This is a genomic window from Bacillus sp. Root131 (assembly GCF_001429475.1).
GTDB classification, from domain to species: domain Bacteria; phylum Bacillota; class Bacilli; order Bacillales; family Bacillaceae_G; genus Bacillus_A; species Bacillus_A thuringiensis_S.
In genome coordinates this window covers 1,806,391-1,823,471 of the sequence record NZ_LMJQ01000001.1, presented here as the reverse complement: position 1 = coordinate 1,823,471, position 17,081 = coordinate 1,806,391, and the positions used below count along the sequence as shown (strand labels likewise).

Sequence of the window (17,081 nt, the reverse complement as noted above, 5' to 3'; positions counted from 1 at the left end):
CACCCTTTCGAAATCCGTATAACGATATTCAAAAAGGTAGCTGAATATGTATGAAAACAAAGAAAAGCAGAACATATAAAATGTTCTGCTCATAAACAATATCCTACTCCGACAATAATCCCTAATAAAGCACCGACTACTACTTCATACGGTGTATGCCCAACAAGTTCATTTAACTTCTTATATTCTGTTTCTCTACCGTGAAAAAAGTCATTCAATATTTTTGCTTGTTTACTTACTGCAAGCCTTACTCCTGAAGCATCATACATAACAATAATGGCAAAAATAGCAGCAACCGCAAACATCGAGCTTTCCACACCTTCCACAACTCCAACTCCTGTAGCAAGCGCTGTAACTGTTGAAGCATGAGAACTTGGCATCCCACCTGAAGCAAAAAACTTTGCAAAATCAAATTCACCCGTTTTAACTAATTTAAAGACTACTTTCGTTAATTGTGCTAAAAACCATGAAATTACAGCTGCCATAAGCGGATCATTATGTAAAATTGTTTCCATGTTCTCAGCTCCTTACTGACTATAATGGAAATTCTATATAATATAAGTATAAAGAAAAATGCGTAGAAAATACTACGCATTATGATACTTTTGCTGATTTATTTTTTATAAATTTCGGTTGTTTCTGCACTAAAAACTTTGTTTTCGCTACCGAGAATACAAATAAAGCAACCCATATACAGAAAAATGCAATCATATGTGTAGATGTGAAATGTTCACCAAATACAAATACACCTAAAATTAAGCTAATTGTTGGCGCAATATATTGTAAAAATCCCACCATATAAAGCGGAATAAGTTGTGCTCCTTTTGCAAAATAAAATAGTGGTAATGCTGTTACAATACCTGCTCCTATTAAAAGTAACGTTGATAACATTGAAATAGATCCAAATGAGCCGAAACCATGTGCTCCTGTCATAACAAGATAAATGATCGCAAACGGCGTCACTAACATGGTTTCCATCGTAAGTCCAATTGTAGCATCATAGTTTAATAGTTTTTTCGTTAATCCGTATAATCCAAATGAAAAGGCAAGTGAAAGAGAAACCCACGGAATAGATCCGAAACGTACTGTTAAAATGACAACCCCTACTCCTGCTAAACCAACTGCAACATATTGCCAAAAGTTTAACTTTTCCTTTAAAACGACTGTACCAAGTAAAATACTAATAAGCGGATTAATATAATAGCCAAGACTCGCTTCAATAACATGATTATGATTAACGGCCCATATGTAAACAAACCAGTTTCCGCTAATCAAGACTGAAGCTATTGTTAATGACATTAATAATTTAGGTCGTTTAAAAAGATTCACAAATTCCCCAATAAACTGGCGAAACCTCTTCGTAACACCTAATACAAGTAACATAAAAACAAATGCCCAAACGATGCGGTGCTCTAATATTTCATCTGCTGGAACTTCCTCAACCCATTTCCAATAAATCGGTAGAATTCCCCACATCGTGTAAGCACCAGCCGCATATAGTATTCCTTTTTTTTGCTCTGCTGATTGACTCCCCATCTTCCTTTTTCTCCTCTTCTCATTTTTTCTCCATTATACGGTCTCACATGCTCACTTTACCAATAATCAATCTGCATTTCTTTCGACATTTCTCATACAACGAATAATAAACATACCGTTATTACAACAAGTAACGGTATGCCGAAAACAAATTTCTTTTTATGAGTTTTATGATGAAACATATACATGCCGATCCAAGCTCCAACTGCTCCTCCAGCTGCCGCCGATAAAAACAACGTACTTTCTGGCGTTCTCCACTGTTTCTTCTTTGCTTTTCGTTTATCAAGCCCCATAAGGCTAAAAGCTATAACGTTAATAATAAGAAAATAAATCCATTTCATCGCTTTCTCTCCTTATGAAAAATTCGATTAATAGTAACACGAAAAAACGACGGAAACAACTGAAGAACTCTTTTTATCCAACTAGTTTCATTCCTTTTTCTTAATTAATTGCCTTCATATTTATATAACCAACTAAAATCGCAATTAAAGCATTTAAATAGAAAAACGTTATGAGCAGAATCTTATATTTCATTACATTTACCCACTACCATATCATCAAAAAAATTGCTCTCAATCACTTTCTCATCAAAATGAAGAACTACAATTAGCCCTACATATAAAGAAACAAAATTTAGAAACCATTCCCCATTCTCATCTTTCTTAGCTAAGCATTTAAATATCTCTTGAAATTGCATACGCTCGTCTGCAGCAACAACCGGACGCACACCAAAATATTTCAATACGAGATTCAGCTTCAGCTGCACGGATAATGATAAAATATATTTTAATAACTCCGTATACTCTGCACAATCTTTTTGACTATACAACTTCACAAGCTTTTGATGTAAAGTAGAAATCGATAATTCTTCGTCAGTCACTTTAGTTGCTTCTACCATTTCAATCATCTTTTTCATATTCATTACATTCACCCCTTCTGAAAAAATTCTAAAGCCAAAGAGTACTTAATTCAAAATGTACAATAATTGTGCGTTTCTCGTCTCTCGTTCTTCCTCACTGACTAAATCATACTTTTTTAGGAGGTGAAAAACATCATTTAATAATTTCTGTGAATGAATACCTTGCAAAAAACTCTTTAACTCTTTAAAGATCCCTTCAGGTAAAAAACTCTTTTGACTTTCAAGCTTATTCATCACATCTTCAATAGAATGATCAATGTTACATGCCATATTAAACTTCCCCCTCTATCCTCTATAAATAATATCCTCAGCTAACGATGTAAACACTTCTCCTACAAGAGAGTCTTCATCATATACAGATGAACCGTTATTTTCTTCTCGTTTTGCAAAAGGTATTTGCGCGATCACTTCTGTTTGCAATTGTTCTGCAAGCATTTCGCCGCCACCTTTTCCGAAGAGATAGTTTTTCGATCCATCTTGCTCTTCATAATAAGCCATATTTTCTACAATCCCTAAAATCTCGTGTTTCGTATGCTTTGCCATAACTCCTACTCTAGACGCTACGAACGAAGCTACATTGTGTGGTGTTGTAACGATAATTTCTTGCGCCTGCGGGATCATTGCTGCAACATCAATAGCAACATCTCCTGTACCAGGTGGTAAATCAAGAAGTAAATAATCTAATTCTCCCCAGTGCGTATTCGCAAGGAAATTTTGAATCCATTTATTTAACATCGGTCCGCGCCACATAACCGGGTTATTTCCTTCCGTAAAAAATCCCATCGACATAATTTTAACACCGTGACTAACGACCGGAATTGCTGTTTGATCAATCATCGTTGGTTTCTTATTCGTTTCCATCATAGCTGGAATACTAAAACCATATATGTCTGCATCTAATATCCCCACTTTTTTGCCCATACGAGCTAGTGCAGTTGCAAGATTAATTGTCACCGTTGATTTTCCAACTCCACCTTTTCCACTCGTTACAGTAATAAACCGTACTCCTGAATCAAGGCGAAGCATGCTCGGCATACCAGTTTCTGTTCTACTATTTTTCTTTAACTTCTCTGTTAAAGCTGCACGTTCTTCTTGTGTCATAGAACCAAATGTTACATCCACTTTAGAGGCACCAATTGCGTGAAGTGATTCTTCAATATCTTGTTGAATTTTTGCTTTTAACGGACAACCTTGTATTGTTAGTACTACTTCAAGTTTAACCTCTGTTCCGTTCATTTGTATATTTCTAACCATATTTAATTCTACAACACTTTTGTGTAACTCTGGATCCTCTACATGTTTTAATGCATTTATTATTTGTTCTTGAGTAAGCATAGAACTCATCCCTTCTCTTATTCTAATTTATATACAACATCTTCTCGGCGCTTCATCTGTTGAAAAAGCTTATTACCCTCCGCTAACGGGCGGGATTAATGCGACTATATCTCCTACTTTTATCATCTCTTCATTCGTTACAAACTCTTCATTAATTGCAACCATTACTGTATCCAAGGATTGCAAATGATAACTATCTTTCAACCATTCTTTTAATTGCCCAACAGTCATTTCTTGTTTTTCTGAAATTATTAATTGATCCAATCCGACTTCCTCACGCAAATTTGCAAACAATAAAATTGTAATCATTTTCTCATTCTTCCTTCTTTGGTTTTCCTTCTGGATATGGTGTGTTTTCAAGTTGATCTCCAACCCACATCGTTCCATCTTCCCGAAATTCTTTTTTCCAAATTGGAACGATTCGTTTTATACGTTCAATCGCGTACTCATTCGCTTCATAAGCTACTTTACGATGCGGTGATGAAACTGCAATGACTACCGCAATATCCATGATTTCTAGCCGCCCTACACGGTGCGTAATTGCTACTTTTGCATCCGGCCATCTTTCACTAATTTCTTCACCAATTCTCATAAGTTGTTTTACTGCCATCGGTTTATATGCTTCATACTCTAAATGTAGCGTTCGTTTTCCTTTTGTAAGTTCTCTCACGGTACCAATAAATGTTGTAATCGCACCCACTTCCCTTCTTGCGACTTTATTCGTTACTTCTTCAACTAAAATCGGATTATCTACAATCTCAAATAACACTTGTCCCATTAGAACCACCTCTCACTTTATGAAATGTCCAAGGCCATTCACTACCTTCGTTATCTTCTAATAAAAGAACATCGACAAACATATCTTTTTTATATCCTCTTGTCCCGCCCGGCAATACGATAAACACGTTTGATTCTGCCAATGAGGAAACTGAGCTAGATTTATCAAAACCTGATGGATAAGCTATTAATTTCCCCTCATCATATTGCAATTTCGCTCGTACAAATCTTGTAAATGGATTCGGTTTTAGAAAATCTTCTCCTAATAATGCTTTTTCTCTTTTTAAATGTACTTTTTCACTAAACATATACGCCCGAATACACGGTCTTACGAATAATTCAAACCCTACATAACAAGCTGATGGATTTCCTGATAAACCAAATAATAACTTGCCATTTAATTGTGCTACAGTCGTAACACTCCCTGGCCGCATTGCAACTTTATTGAAAAGAACAGAGGCACCTAACTTTTCGTAAATAGCTGGTAAATAATCGTAATCTCCTACTGATACACCGCCCGTTGTAATTAACATATCCACTTGCCCAAGCGCTTCTTTCACAGCTGTAAAACATGTATTAAAATCATCACTAAACTTCCCAAAATATTTTACTCTGCCGCCTGCTCTTCGAATTTGAGACAATATCATATACGTATTACTATTTCGGATTTTCCCTGGCTGTAATGAATCATCGACATCAAGCAATTCACTCCCAGTCGCTAACAGTCCAATTACAGGCTTTCTCGCAACTGGCACTTCACTATAACCGAATGTAGCAAGAAGAGCTGAAATACCTGGATTAATGTACGATCCTTTCTTTGCAAGAACCGTTCCTTTACGAGCATCTTCACCTTGAAAAGAAATATTGTCGCCCTTTTTGAATGATCGCTTCACTTCCATATAATTGTTGCCATTCTTCTCATATTGACGAGTCAGCTCTAACATAACAACCGCATCACACCCATTCGGAATTTGTGCTCCCGTCATAATTCGAACTGCTTGAAACGGACCTACTTTCTCATGGAATAGCGATCCTGCACCAATTTCACCCACTACTTCAAATACAATTGGCGTTTCATAACTTGCTAAATTAGTATCTTCTGCTCGAATAGCAAATCCGTCATACGGCGAACGATTAAATGACGGTACATCATGGTCAGCTATTAAATCCTCTGCTAATATACGTCCATAAGCTAATTCAATTGGTAATAGCTCCTTTAAGCCTTTATCAGCAAATCCCATCACTTTACGAACAGCTTCTTCAACCGTAATTGGCACTCTTCTTTCCATTGTTGACACCCTCTCTATTAACCGAATACGCGATAATATAGTTGTTTCGCTTTCGAAATATCATTTGTACCATGAATAAAAACACGACCATCTCGAAAAACAACCACGCGGTAATCATCGAATTGGCAAGATAGTAAATACGGATTCCGATCTACTTTCCCCAGTTTTTGTAATACTTTTTCTATATCATCAAAATTGTATTTCCTATTGTCTACTGTTCTAATTTGAACTGTATTTCTTCCGCATAAAACAGCTGCTTTCGTTTGATTTTCGTATGATAAATAAGGATAAGTTCGATTCAAACCGCATGAGAGACAAGCGTCTGTTTTTATTTTCCCTAATTTTATAAAATGATTTTGATTACTCCATATATCAAACATGAAAAATGTTTTTCTAATTGCTGAGAAATCTTCCACTAAAATTTTGAGTGCTTCTGCCAATTGATATGCTGCGACGATTTGAACAGTCGGGCTAATAATTCCAGCGGTATCACATGTCACACCTGTAACAGGAATATTTTTCAGCATACAATGTAAACACGGTGTCTCTTGCGGAATAATTGTATAACTCATACCATACGATCCAACGCAAGAACCATATACCCAAGGAATATTATGTTTTTGTGATAAATCATTTATTACAAATCGAATATCAAAATTATCTGTTGCATCAATGATTACATCTACATTTTTTAATAGACCTTCCATATTTTCTGAAGTTGCATCCATTACGAAAGCATGTATTTGTACTTCCGAATTAATTTGTTCTAACCGATTTTTTGCAGCAATTGCTTTCGGCATTTTCTCTCTCGCATCTTGTTCAGAGTACAATTGTTGCCTTTGTAAATTACTCCATTCAACGTAGTCACGATCAATAATCGTCAACTTGCCAACACCTGCACGTACGAAACTTTCGGCACTTGCACTTCCTAATGCGCCTGCCCCTACAATTAACACATGTTTATTTCGAATTTTTTCTTGTCCTTTACTCCCAATTGGTTTGAACAACTGTTGTCGTGAATACCGATCAGCCATTACATACCCTTCCTCTCAAGAACTCTATTTCATATTAGAATGTTGTTTCTGATAACAAGCAAAGTAAGCAAAACCAACAAACCCAGCTCCTCCAATTACATTTCCGATAAAAACAGGAACAAAATTTTTAGCCAAATCCATCCACGTTAGATGACCAGCAAAAATAACAGCGGAAATGACAAACATATTTGCTACTACTTGCTGAAATCCAATCACTACAAATGCCATAATTGGAATCCAAATTCCGATGATTTTTCCGACAAAATCACTCGTCCCGTAAGCGAGCCAAAGAGCAAGACAAACGAGCCAATTACAACCAATTGCTAAAATTAAAGTTCTTCCAAATGATTCATGTAACTTCCCTTCCGCTATCGCTACTGTTTTATTTAAATACTCTCCCTCTGTTAATCCGCCAAGATGTCCAAAGCAATACGCAACGAAAATTGCCCCAATAAAATTCATGAGAGTAATCCAAACCCAGTTATTCAGTACACTTATCAATGTAATTTTCTTTGCATAAAGCGCCATAGACAGTGACATCATATTTCCCGTAATTAATTCTCCTCCTGCTAATACTACGAGCATAAGTCCAACAGGAAATACCGCTCCTCCTAAAACATTCACTAGACTCCCCCAGCGCTCAGGTAAATTCCCTAAAACTCGAATGTTAAGTAAAAAACCTATCGCAATAAACGCTCCTCCTAAAAAACCGAGAATAAGCATCGCTGGCAATGTCTGTCTTACTTTTTGAACACCGGCCTCAATGACAAGCTCAGCAATTTGTTCCGGCTTATGAAATGCCATTACCCATTCCTCCATTTTCTCCAAATAAAAAAGCAGCTTCAAAAAACCTCCTCAAAATAAAGGTTTTTGAATGCTGCTTAATTTCTCTGCACATCTTTTACAGAGATATCAATCATCACTTTTACTATAAAATAGAAAATCCACAACTCTTGTAAATTCCCCATTTTTCACTATGACGCTAGCTTTATATATTAACCACCGATATGTGACATTTCAATTTTAGGTATTGTATTCTTATTTTTATGATTTAAGCGTTCATCTGAATAACGATCTTCCCTATTATTCCATATATCGCGTACTACATCTGTAATGTCCTCATCTGTATGTTCAGAACGAAGCAATTCTCTTAAATCATTTCCTTTAGAAGCAAATAAGCAAGTATATAATTTTCCTTCTGCAGAAATACGAGCTCTCGTACATGATAAGCAAAAAGAATCTGTTACCGATGAAATAATACCTATTTCCTCGTCGCTTCCTATATAACGATACCTAGTAGCCACTTCACCAGAATAATTTGCTTCTATCCGTTCTAACGGCATAACTTGATGAATCGTATCTACTATTTCTTGTTTAGAGACGACCTCTTTTAAATCCCAACCATTATAATTTCCAACGTCCATATACTCAATAAAACGAAGAATATGCTTGTTTTCCTTAAAGTATTGCGCCATCTGCAAAATGTCCTGTTCGTTTTTTCCCTTTTGAACGACCATGTTTATTTTAATTTTCATTCCAACTTCAGCTGCAGCCTGTATTCCTTCCAGAACCCTTTGCACTTTGCTCCTATTACCATTTAAATAGAAAAACCGCTCTTCTTCTAAGGAATCTAAGCTAACTGTTACACGTGATAGTCCCGCCTTATATAAATCAGGAGCAAATTTTTTAAGTAACGATCCATTGGTTGTTAAACCGATATCTTCTACACCATCTATTTTATGAAGCCGCTCAATAAGCTTTGGAAGCCCTCTTCTAAGTAACGGTTCTCCGCCTGTAATCCGTAATTTTCTCACACCTAAAGAAACGAAAATACGTGTTATCCTTTCAATTTCATCAAAAGATAAAATTTTGTCATTAGACAAAAACGAGTAATCAGGACCAAATATTTCTTCTGGCATACAATATCGACAGCGAAAATTACAGCGATCAGTAACTGAAATACGTAAATCCTTTAACGGACGTTGCAACTTGTCTAATGTAACTGATTTCATCTTCATTGCCTCACTTTTATTTTATATTTAAAACACGCTCTGGATGGGTATACACATTTAAGGAGTGATTACGAATAAATCCTATTGTCGTAATACCTAAATCTTCCGCTAGTTGCAAAGCTAACTCAGTTGGAGCTGATTTTGATAGTATAATTTCACAACCGATTTTTGCAACTTTCAATAATATTTCCGAAGAAATACGACCACTAAAAACAATGATTTTATCTTTTATAGAAATATCGTTTTTTAAACAATAACCGTAAATTTTGTCTAGTGCATTATGCCTACCAATATCCATTCGGCTTAAAATAATACCATTCACATCACATAAAGCTGCATTATGAACCCCGCCAGTATGATGAAACGTATCCGCAGATTGCTGCATTTCTTTCATTAACCGAAAACAATCATCGGCAGCAACCTGTACATGGACACCCTTCATCTTTTTTGCACTTAGTGCATCATTTGCAAAAACAAATCCTTGCCTACTCATACCACAACAAGACGTAATATATCGTTTATTTTGCATTTGTTCATAATACGGATTTACTTTTGTCGTTGTTACATGTACAAATCCTTCTTTCTCCTGCACCCATACACTATCAATATCTTCATACTTTCGAATGATTCCTTCAGATGCTAAGAAGCCTATTACCATATCTTCTATATATTCTGGAGTACTAACCATTGTAACAAACTCCTGTCCGTTCATTTTAATGGTGACAGGAAACTCTGTTACAATGCTGTCCTCTATATGCTTAAATACCTCTTGTTCATAACGAAAGATTTCTCTTTCTACCTGTATCGGTTTCACGATCAGTATCCTTCTCTCACGTTATATTTTTATCAAAAACAAATACCGAAACTGCAATATCTTCTTCTACTTTCATATCTGAAAACAAATTCACTAATTTCGCGCCAACAAGTTCCTCCAAATGTTCACGGGAATTCGCAGCATACACTTCTTGAATCATTTTTGTTCTAGCCAGATGAACCATTTCCGCACCGTCCATCGTACTTGAAATAAATTTTTCAGTAGGTGTTAAGTTTCCATAAAGAGTCGCTATAGCCATATTTTCTGCAAAAACAGTATGAATTCGTTCCGGTCCTTTTCCGAAAAGTTCCTTTCGAAGTTTTCGGATCATATCATTAAATTCATGTACTTTTTTTGACATACAATTATACCTCCCAAAAGCCTCATTTTACTTTATTATATATTTTACCAAAATGAGCCTTCCGCCCAAACTATTTCGTACAAATATTTGGGCGAAAAGGTTCACTTCATGAAGTTTATTCGTCTTTTAACCCTTTCCCCATTCCTTTTAAGAAATGAAGCCCAAACCCGATCGCACGGTTAATATCTGGGTCTTTCAATACTTTCATAAGATCGAATACCCCTACTTTTTTATTACTTTCTAGATGTTCATTACCTTCTTCTAGCCCGACTAATAAACTACCTATAAGCTTTTTCGTAAGTTCTGGGTCAAGTTCAGTTAACGCACCTGCAGCGCCCATCATATTATTAATTAAATTTGTAACAGGCTCACGAGTTACTTGACCTAGAACAATCTTCGCAATTGGTTCTTTCGCTTTTAGCATAGAATTTGCAGCTTCTAGCATTCCAATGTCATTTAATTCCCCTACTATATTAAACATCTGATTTAGAGCTTCTTCATTATTAGTTAGAAGCTCTTTTAAATCATCTAACTTTTGCTGTTTTATTTCTTCCTCAGTTAATTCTTGTTTTTGAATCATTTTTATAGGTGCAGCCATAGTTTTCTCCTCCTACTTATCCGTTAAATGCACATACCCTGTACGTGCCCACTTACGATGTACCTCAATTCCAGCTTGAGGGTGACGTTTTTTATTGCGTGGGTTCGCTTTTGGCATCGGATTTTCGCCATCAACTTCTAACACTTCCATACGTACTTTCGTTTGTTTATACGCAGGTGTATTCGTACGTACATCCACAGCAGGACCTGTTAAGAAATTAATTGCCGTTTCGTTATCTGTAGAGTTCATCGGTAAATATAACTCATTCGCTTTTACACGATCTGTAACGAGTGCACGTAATTTTAATGCTCCAAAAGGAGAGACAAGACGAACTAACGAACCTGTTTTTACGCCACGTTCTTTTGCAAGGTCTGGAGAGATTTCAACGAAAACACCAGGTACTTTCGTTTGAATACCTGTTGATTTATTTGTCATATTCCCTTCATGGAAATGCTCAAGCATACGACCGTTGTTAATGTGAAGGTCAAACTCGGCTGGAAATTCAGCTGGACGTACCCAGTCAGCAATCGCAAAACGAGCTTTTTTATCTGGGAAGTTAAATCCATCTTGGAACAGAAGTGGTGTATTCGTTCCATCAAAACTTCCCCAATGGAAACTGTTCCATCCTTCAAGCACTTCATAGTTCGCTTGCGAGAACAATGGTGATAAACTTGCCATTTCAGCAAAGATTTCACTTGGGTGGCTATAATTCCAGTTTGCACCTAGTTTATTCGCAACTTCCTGGACGATCCACCAGTCTGGTTTCGCATCTCCTAGCGTAGGAAGAACTTGATATAATCTTTGGACACGGCGCTCTGTATTTGTGAAAGTACCTTCTTTCTCAAGAGATGGCGCTGCTGGTAATACAACATCTGCATATTGAGCAGTTTTAGAAAGGAAAACATCTTGCACAACGAAGAAATCAAGGCTCGTTAACACTTCATGTACATGATTTGCATTAGAATCTACAAGAGCCATATCTTCTCCGACAAGATACATTGCTTTCATTTTTCCTTCGTCAATTGCGTGAAGCATTTCAATATTATTAAGACCTGGTTCACTATCAATTTTCACTCCGTAAGCAGTTTCAAATTTCGCACGTTCCATTTCGTTAGTAACGTGCTGATATCCTGGAAGCCATCCTGGTAAAGTACCCATATCACAAGCACCTTGTACGTTATTGTGACCTCGAAGTGGGTATGCACCTGCTCCTGGACGACGATAGTTCCCTGTTGCAAGAAGTAAGTTTGAAATCGCAGCGGAAGTATCAGAGCCACCTGTATTTTGCGTTACTCCCATCCCCCAAAGGATACATGTACCATCTGCATCACGAATCATTTCAGCCATTTGAATAAGTGTTTCTTTTGAAATACCAGTCATTTCTTCTCCATATTCAAGTGTATATTCTTTCAGGCTCTCTTTGAAATCTTCAAAGAAGTTTACATTCTCATTAATAAATTCTTGATTATGCCAACCTTGATCAATCATATATTTCGTAACAGCCATTAACCATACTTGATCTGTTCCTTGTTTTGGACTAATAAAGACATCTGATCGCTCTGCCATTTCTGTTTTACGAAGATCAGCTACAATTAACTTTTGTCCGTGTAATTTATGTGCACGTTTAATACGTGTAGCTAAAACAGGATGACCTTCTGTCGGATTACATCCTACAATAATAACAAGACCAGATTGCGCAATATCTTTAATCGTTCCTGCATCACCGCCCATACCAATTGTACGGAACAAACCATCCGTTGCTGGTGATTGGCAATAACGTGAGCAGTTATCAATATTATTCGTTTCAAATACTTGTCGGGCTAGTTTTTGAATAACGTAATTGTCTTCATTCGTAATTTTAGATGAAGAAATAAAACCGATAGCATCTTTACCGTACTCTTCTTTAATCGATCCTAATTTACTTGCAACTACATTCAATGCTTCTTCCCATGTAGATTCAACAAACGTTCCATTTTTACGAATTAAAGGTTTTGTAATTCGTTCTTTAGAATTTACGAAATCCCAACCAAATTTCCCTTTTACACAAGTGGAAATTGCGTTAACTGGTGCATCTGAAGATGGCTGTACTTTAAGGATTTTACGCCCCTTCGTCCACACTTCAAACGAACAACCTACACCACAAAATGTACATACTGTTTTCGTTTTCTTCGTACGAGTATCACGCATGGCCGCTTCCACTTCTGATACCGCAAAAATACCGCTATATCCAGGCTCAACTTCTTTAATTAAATCTACCATCGGTTCAAGAATATCTGGTTTTAATCCCGTCATAAATAACTTACAAAACCTTATTTTCTTAAAACCGCATAAAACTGCTATATTAAGCAGTTTTGTACTTTACCTAAATTTATAAATGGCAACACTTTTCTGGTTATTCGTGACCAAATTCGTTACCGAAAAAAATCAAAATGAAACCAATAAAAAATAAAAGAGCACAGCGTGTTAATAAAGTGTGCAACCACTTTATTAACCGTCCGCCTAACGTAACTAGGCAAACACCTGCTGTAACTCTTTATGTACCTTATTTTATCGTACATAAGGGTTCCTCCGCAACAGTTTGCTTACATTTTGTGGCATACTGTTGCTTTTTTATTTCAGGAGGAGACAAGCCTTATGAAAAAGAAACAAGCAATTACCATTCTTGCTAGCATAGAGACATATGAAAACTTAGCATCCTTTCAAACTCTTACAGAATTGAATGATACCGTTCGAACGTATAAAAAACAATTTGCTAATCAGTTAAATAAAAACCAATTGGCTGTACTTAATCACTTACACAGCCATTCTTCTAAATACTTTGGCGTTTCTTTTAAATCCAAAAAGAAGATTGCTGAAGTACTTCATATTAGTCGTAGAACAGTTATTCGTGCATGCCAACACTTAGAATTACTTGGTATCATCAAACAACTAGAAATGAAACGTAAAAGTGATATGAGACAAACAAGTAACATTATTGTAATCCAGCCAATCATCACAAAAGAAGAGTTTGTCACAGAAGACCCTACTAAAAATGCTGAAATTTGTCACACCAAGAAAACAACTACTAAAATCTTAAAACAAAGGATTAAAGATATAAATAAACGTAAAGAGGAAGTTTCGCAATCTTTTCGACATGATTTAGACTTCATTGATTATCGTGTGCCACAATCTATGCGTATGGAATTACAAACTTCTTTTTCATCAAATGTTATTAATGAATCCTTCAAAAATGCCAAAAATATTGCGAAGAAGGCTGCAAAACAATTTAATTTACTAGGGGATACAGATATATTTCACAACCTTCTTGCGAATGCTTCTTCGGTTTTGTACTCTAAAACACATAAGTACGAGCATAACGGAAATTTGATGAAAAATCCTATTGGATACTTTACTCGAACATTCAAAAGGATGGTCTATAACTACATTGATAACTTTAGAGAGATACATAATCTTGCAAATCGTAAGACAAGTGCATGCACTAGTGATGGGATATTTTATAATTGGCTAGAGGTTGATGGCTCAAAAATACCTTCCACAAAGACAATAGACAGCTCTTTTGCTCCAGGTGTATATTATAAAATCTCTAAAGAAGAAGCTGATGGAATGGGGCTATATTGAATAGAGCAGATGTCCTGATTTCACTTTACACTTCAGGTGCCACATATACCTTTGCATATACACCATGCTGCATAGCAAATTGTTCTAGCGTCTTTTGCCTATATGGTGTGATTGTAAAGAAGTGAACAATAGGAACTTTCCCGTTATATTTATTTTTATAATACAAGGTGAATTCACCATACTTATTCATTTTTTCACTGTTCACATTCATCATTTGTGTACGATCTATTTCGACTGCGTTTAAAATCCCGTCACTATCCCGGTACTTTACATCTGGAATAATCGTTCTCTTATTTTCATGCACTTTATAACGTATAGGGGCTTCTATCTGCCAGTCTTCGGGACAAAATAGATGCAACCACGCTTCGTTTCTCATGAGGCTGTGTGCTAATCGAATGGTGGGCACAACCTTTTCTGCATCATCGAATAACGCACGTCCTTGTTTATTGAGGTAGTATACATGCTCTTTTTTATAAACGGTACTATTCACATATGGGCTTAAATCTTTTAGAATCCGATTCGCATTCCGTATTCCTCCCATATCGTGAATGGCCATCAAATGTCTTCTAGTGGCGAATTTCAACTTTCTAATCGAGGTCAAAATCATCATCTGACGATTCATTTTGATATGTGTCTGCATATGCATCTTTTTTCACCTCGTATTGTTTTAATACGTCCCACATCTGCTCATTTGAGATATAAGGGACTTGAATCTCTGTTAATCGATCTGTTTTAAAAAGCGCGCGCCCTGGTATACTTTCAATCGATTCCAGACCCGTTTCATCAATGACAACTTGAGAAGCTGTTTGAGTTGGTAATCGAAATCCTAATTTTGCATCACTGTTTTGCTTCACTTGACGTGGTAAAGTATCACCAGTAGGGTACTGTGTACAAAATATCAATCGAAATCCTAATGCTCCACCTATACGCGCTATATGAGACAGCATTTGTTGGCAAGCTCCTAATAACTTTTGTTGTTTTCTATTCATACTTTTATCAGGACAAAGTTCTGCGCCTTCATCCACGATAATAAAATAGCGTTCTTTTATATTTGTTTCTACCACATTGGTATAATGGTGTCCTTTCATAAAAAGCATTTTTTCTTCCATCCTTTTTAAAATCATACTCAATACTTGAAAGGCCTCAATTGGCTTTTCCGCAATAGATTCTACCTGTTTTACGTTCGTGTAAGGTCCAAACTCCAATCCACCCTTTAAATCAATAATGTAAANTCTATTCATACTTTTATCAGGACAAAGTTCTGCGCCTTCATCCACGATAATAAAATAGCGTTCTTTTATATTTGTTTCTACCACATTGGTATAATGGTGTTCTTTCATAAAAAGCATTTTCTCTTCCATCTTTTTCAAAACCATGTTCAATAACTGAAAAGCTTCGATTGGGTTTTCTGCAATCGACTCAATCTGTTTTACATTTTTGTATGGTCCGAACTCTAATCCTCCTTTTAAATCAATAATAAACAAGTGCGTATATTCTGCTTGTGCAGTAATAAGAGATGTCATCACATTCTTTAGGAATACAGTCTTTCCCATACGTGTTAAACCACCTAATGTCATATGTGGTGTTTTATCAAAATCGTGATAAATCAATTGTTCTAAACTTTGCCCTATTGGCACAAGCCATTTTCCACCTTGAATTAAATTGTTTGACCATTCCCACTTCTTCGGTATTTCTTGGTCGAATACACGAATGTTCAATTTATAATTGTCATACTGAATTCGAACAGGTTTATTTAACCCTTCACTTACAACATCTTCAACCTTTCGAATAATTTTACTTGGCATACCAACAGGCAACTCATACACGTATGTTGTACTTCTATCATCATGAGTTCGCTTTTTAAATTTTGGATAATGAATCTTATCATCTTTTTTAATTGCAATTCCTGACACTTCAAAAAATACTTGTATCTTCTTTTTATCATCTATTTTATTTTTAAAACGATCACTTACGAATGCAATAGTTAAAGCTGTCGTCGGGACCAATAGTAATTCCAGCATAAACATTTCTCCTTTAGATATCCTATAAGGATATCATTGCACTTTGTTGGAAGAAGACAGAACAAGCATTTTCGCTTATGATTTCTACTGTCCCTCTCTTCCACATCATATTCCTTCATAGAAACATAACGAGAACATAACGTAGAAGATATAAGAACGAGCCCGTAAGCGTCGTATACAAGGTTATACGTGGAAGCCAATGTGGAACACTCTTCCCCATTTTTTCAGCTACATTCATCGCGATTACAGACAAACCTGTTGCTGTCCAAATAATGACTGCTTCTCCTGCAAGTGTCATAACCATTCCTCCTCGGTCAGTTCTTCTTTTTCACGAAATTTAATCCCCGATTTAGTAGCTACAATCTGATACCGCTCCATTAAATCTTGCCAATTCAATATATCCTCCTCTTCTCCATATAAATCTTCTTCAATGACTTGTGATAAACTGAAATACCCTTTGTACTCTTTGTTATCAAATACTTCATGGTTCCTCATGTGAGTAAGAATTGATTCCGTCTCTTTTCTAGATCTTGACTCGTTATACATGTGGCGTAATTCTTTTGATGAATATAAATACGGCGTTACATTGAGATAACTATAATGAGAACGCATGTAACCCTCTCCTCTCTTGATATCTACAGTGCCATACGAAATTCCAAGTAGAATTCTTCGTGGGCTTCCATATGGAAGTAATATAGGTATATGACGTGGAAATTGTTTTTTGCATGTCCTCATCATTTTTTCCACTTATTACTTGTACTTTTTTT

At 36.1% G+C, this 17,081-nt stretch carries 20 protein-coding genes and 2 pseudogenes; 1 reads left to right on the top strand and 21 read right to left on the bottom strand.

Features of this window, described 5'->3' with window-relative positions; translation table 11 throughout:
• Positions 1-89: 89 nt before the first annotated feature.
• From ASE54_RS09195 to fdhF, 16 genes and pseudogenes are all read right to left on the bottom strand, one after another.
• On the bottom strand, positions 90-515 hold the full coding sequence (locus ASE54_RS09195) for a divergent PAP2 family protein (RefSeq protein ID WP_000447819.1): 426 nt from the start codon (positions 513-515) through the stop codon (positions 90-92).
• Positions 516-594: 79 nt separating this feature from the next.
• The gene (gene rarD, locus ASE54_RS09190; protein WP_000535542.1) at positions 595-1,536 is read right to left on the bottom strand and encodes an EamA family transporter RarD; all 942 of its coding nucleotides are present in this window, start codon (positions 1,534-1,536) and stop codon (positions 595-597) included.
• Between the two features lie 92 nt (positions 1,537-1,628).
• Entirely contained in the window at positions 1,629-1,877 is a 249-nt protein-coding gene (locus ASE54_RS09185) for a DUF1294 domain-containing protein (RefSeq protein WP_000871349.1), read from the bottom strand.
• A gap of 182 nt (positions 1,878-2,059) precedes the next feature.
• The gene (locus tag ASE54_RS09180; RefSeq protein ID WP_001056282.1) at positions 2,060-2,458 is read right to left on the bottom strand and encodes a hypothetical protein; all 399 of its coding nucleotides are present in this window, start codon (positions 2,456-2,458) and stop codon (positions 2,060-2,062) included.
• 42 nt (positions 2,459-2,500) lie between these two features.
• On the bottom strand, positions 2,501-2,725 hold the full coding sequence (locus tag ASE54_RS09175; RefSeq protein WP_000752380.1) for a hypothetical protein: 225 nt from the start codon (positions 2,723-2,725) through the stop codon (positions 2,501-2,503).
• A gap of 15 nt (positions 2,726-2,740) precedes the next feature.
• Positions 2,741-3,790 (bottom strand): P-loop NTPase, encoded by a 1,050-nt coding sequence (locus tag ASE54_RS09170; protein ID WP_000957496.1) that lies wholly within the window; start codon positions 3,788-3,790, stop codon positions 2,741-2,743.
• Between the two features lie 72 nt (positions 3,791-3,862).
• The gene (gene moaD, locus ASE54_RS09165; RefSeq protein ID WP_000628473.1) at positions 3,863-4,099 is read right to left on the bottom strand and encodes a molybdopterin converting factor subunit 1; all 237 of its coding nucleotides are present in this window, start codon (positions 4,097-4,099) and stop codon (positions 3,863-3,865) included.
• Between the two features lie 4 nt (positions 4,100-4,103).
• The gene (moaE, locus tag ASE54_RS09160; RefSeq protein ID WP_000531885.1) at positions 4,104-4,568 is read right to left on the bottom strand and encodes a molybdopterin synthase catalytic subunit MoaE; all 465 of its coding nucleotides are present in this window, start codon (positions 4,566-4,568) and stop codon (positions 4,104-4,106) included.
• Positions 4,549-5,856, bottom strand: a complete 1,308-nt coding sequence (glp, locus tag ASE54_RS09155; protein ID WP_000442187.1) for a gephyrin-like molybdotransferase Glp — start codon at positions 5,854-5,856, stop codon at positions 4,549-4,551. Before glp ends, moaE begins: the two co-directional genes overlap by 20 nt.
• A 17-nt stretch (positions 5,857-5,873) precedes the next feature.
• On the bottom strand, positions 5,874-6,890 hold the full coding sequence (locus ASE54_RS09150) for a molybdopterin-synthase adenylyltransferase MoeB (RefSeq protein ID WP_000785263.1): 1,017 nt from the start codon (positions 6,888-6,890) through the stop codon (positions 5,874-5,876).
• A gap of 24 nt (positions 6,891-6,914) precedes the next feature.
• A complete protein-coding gene (locus ASE54_RS09145) occupies positions 6,915-7,694 on the bottom strand; it encodes a formate/nitrite transporter family protein (RefSeq protein WP_000863998.1) in 780 nt (259 codons plus the stop codon).
• 191 nt (positions 7,695-7,885) lie between these two features.
• A complete protein-coding gene (moaA, locus tag ASE54_RS09140) occupies positions 7,886-8,902 on the bottom strand; it encodes a GTP 3',8-cyclase MoaA (protein ID WP_000844114.1) in 1,017 nt (338 codons plus the stop codon).
• A 16-nt stretch (positions 8,903-8,918) separates the two neighbouring features.
• On the bottom strand, positions 8,919-9,716 hold the full coding sequence (gene fdhD / locus ASE54_RS09135; protein ID WP_000802662.1) for a formate dehydrogenase accessory sulfurtransferase FdhD: 798 nt from the start codon (positions 9,714-9,716) through the stop codon (positions 8,919-8,921).
• Between the two features lie 16 nt (positions 9,717-9,732).
• Entirely contained in the window at positions 9,733-10,077 is a 345-nt protein-coding gene (locus tag ASE54_RS09130) for a DUF2294 domain-containing protein (RefSeq protein ID WP_000039580.1), read from the bottom strand.
• Between the two features lie 115 nt (positions 10,078-10,192).
• Positions 10,193-10,675 carry a DUF1641 domain-containing protein gene (locus tag ASE54_RS09125; RefSeq protein ID WP_000729897.1) on the bottom strand — a complete coding sequence of 161 codons (483 nt, stop codon included), beginning with the start codon at positions 10,673-10,675 and terminating at the stop codon, positions 10,193-10,195.
• 12 nt (positions 10,676-10,687) lie between these two features.
• Positions 10,688-12,970: pseudogene (gene fdhF / locus ASE54_RS09120) on the bottom strand (formate dehydrogenase subunit alpha); the annotation flags it as partial.
• A 339-nt stretch (positions 12,971-13,309) separates the two neighbouring features.
• On the opposite strand from fdhF, the gene ASE54_RS09115 reads away from it, so the two are divergent.
• Positions 13,310-14,293 carry a helix-turn-helix domain-containing protein gene (locus tag ASE54_RS09115; protein WP_000730121.1) on the top strand — a complete coding sequence of 328 codons (984 nt, stop codon included), beginning with the start codon at positions 13,310-13,312 and terminating at the stop codon, positions 14,291-14,293.
• 25 nt (positions 14,294-14,318) lie between these two features.
• Here ASE54_RS09115 and ASE54_RS09110 read toward each other — a convergent pair whose 3' ends face one another.
• The 5 genes and pseudogenes from ASE54_RS09110 to ASE54_RS09090 form a co-directional block, all read right to left on the bottom strand.
• On the bottom strand, positions 14,319-14,939 hold the full coding sequence (locus tag ASE54_RS09110) for a replication-relaxation family protein (RefSeq protein ID WP_003262705.1): 621 nt from the start codon (positions 14,937-14,939) through the stop codon (positions 14,319-14,321).
• Positions 14,881-15,524, bottom strand: a pseudogene (locus ASE54_RS35660) (cell division protein FtsK); the annotation flags it as partial. The pseudogene ASE54_RS35660 and the gene ASE54_RS09110, both read right to left, overlap by 59 nt.
• Position 15,525: 1 nt before the next feature.
• A partial coding sequence (locus tag ASE54_RS09100) for an FtsK/SpoIIIE domain-containing protein (protein WP_057187473.1) occupies positions 15,526-16,314 on the bottom strand: 789 nt, incomplete at its 3' end.
• Between the two features lie 115 nt (positions 16,315-16,429).
• Positions 16,430-16,612, bottom strand: coding sequence for a hypothetical protein (locus ASE54_RS09095; protein ID WP_000170774.1), 183 nt, complete (start codon positions 16,610-16,612; stop codon positions 16,430-16,432).
• Positions 16,609-16,926, bottom strand: coding sequence for a hypothetical protein (locus ASE54_RS09090; protein WP_001256514.1), 318 nt, complete (start codon positions 16,924-16,926; stop codon positions 16,609-16,611). The genes ASE54_RS09095 and ASE54_RS09090 overlap by 4 nt, the downstream gene beginning before the upstream one ends.
• Between the last annotated feature and the right edge of the window lie 155 nt (positions 16,927-17,081).

Coding starts and splice junctions, on each gene's coding strand:
- ASE54_RS09195 (WP_000447819.1), bottom strand. CDS start 515: ATGGAAACAATTTTACATAATGATCCGCTTATGGCAGCTGTAATTTCA.
- rarD (WP_000535542.1), bottom strand. CDS start 1,536: ATGGGGAGTCAATCAGCAGAGCAAAAAAAAGGAATACTATATGCGGCT.
- ASE54_RS09185 (WP_000871349.1), bottom strand. CDS start 1,877: ATGAAATGGATTTATTTTCTTATTATTAACGTTATAGCTTTTAGCCTT.
- ASE54_RS09180 (WP_001056282.1), bottom strand. CDS start 2,458: ATGAATATGAAAAAGATGATTGAAATGGTAGAAGCAACTAAAGTGACT.
- ASE54_RS09175 (WP_000752380.1), bottom strand. CDS start 2,725: ATGGCATGTAACATTGATCATTCTATTGAAGATGTGATGAATAAGCTT.
- ASE54_RS09170 (WP_000957496.1), bottom strand. CDS start 3,790: ATGCTTACTCAAGAACAAATAATAAATGCATTAAAACATGTAGAGGAT.
- moaD (WP_000628473.1), bottom strand. CDS start 4,099: ATGATTACAATTTTATTGTTTGCAAATTTGCGTGAGGAAGTCGGATTG.
- moaE (WP_000531885.1), bottom strand. CDS start 4,568: ATGGGACAAGTGTTATTTGAGATTGTAGATAATCCGATTTTAGTTGAA.
- glp (WP_000442187.1), bottom strand. CDS start 5,856: ATGGAAAGAAGAGTGCCAATTACGGTTGAAGAAGCTGTTCGTAAAGTG.
- ASE54_RS09150 (WP_000785263.1), bottom strand. CDS start 6,890: ATGGCTGATCGGTATTCACGACAACAGTTGTTCAAACCAATTGGGAGT.
- ASE54_RS09145 (WP_000863998.1), bottom strand. CDS start 7,694: ATGGCATTTCATAAGCCGGAACAAATTGCTGAGCTTGTCATTGAGGCC.
- moaA (WP_000844114.1), bottom strand. CDS start 8,902: ATGAAATCAGTTACATTAGACAAGTTGCAACGTCCGTTAAAGGATTTA.
- ASE54_RS09130 (WP_000039580.1), bottom strand. CDS start 10,077: ATGTCAAAAAAAGTACATGAATTTAATGATATGATCCGAAAACTTCGA.
- ASE54_RS09125 (WP_000729897.1), bottom strand. CDS start 10,675: ATGGCTGCACCTATAAAAATGATTCAAAAACAAGAATTAACTGAGGAA.
- ASE54_RS09115 (WP_000730121.1), top strand. CDS start 13,310: ATGAAAAAGAAACAAGCAATTACCATTCTTGCTAGCATAGAGACATAT.
- ASE54_RS09110 (WP_003262705.1), bottom strand. CDS start 14,939: ATGCATATGCAGACACATATCAAAATGAATCGTCAGATGATGATTTTG.
- ASE54_RS09095 (WP_000170774.1), bottom strand. CDS start 16,612: ATGACACTTGCAGGAGAAGCAGTCATTATTTGGACAGCAACAGGTTTG.
- ASE54_RS09090 (WP_001256514.1), bottom strand. CDS start 16,926: ATGCGTTCTCATTATAGTTATCTCAATGTAACGCCGTATTTATATTCA.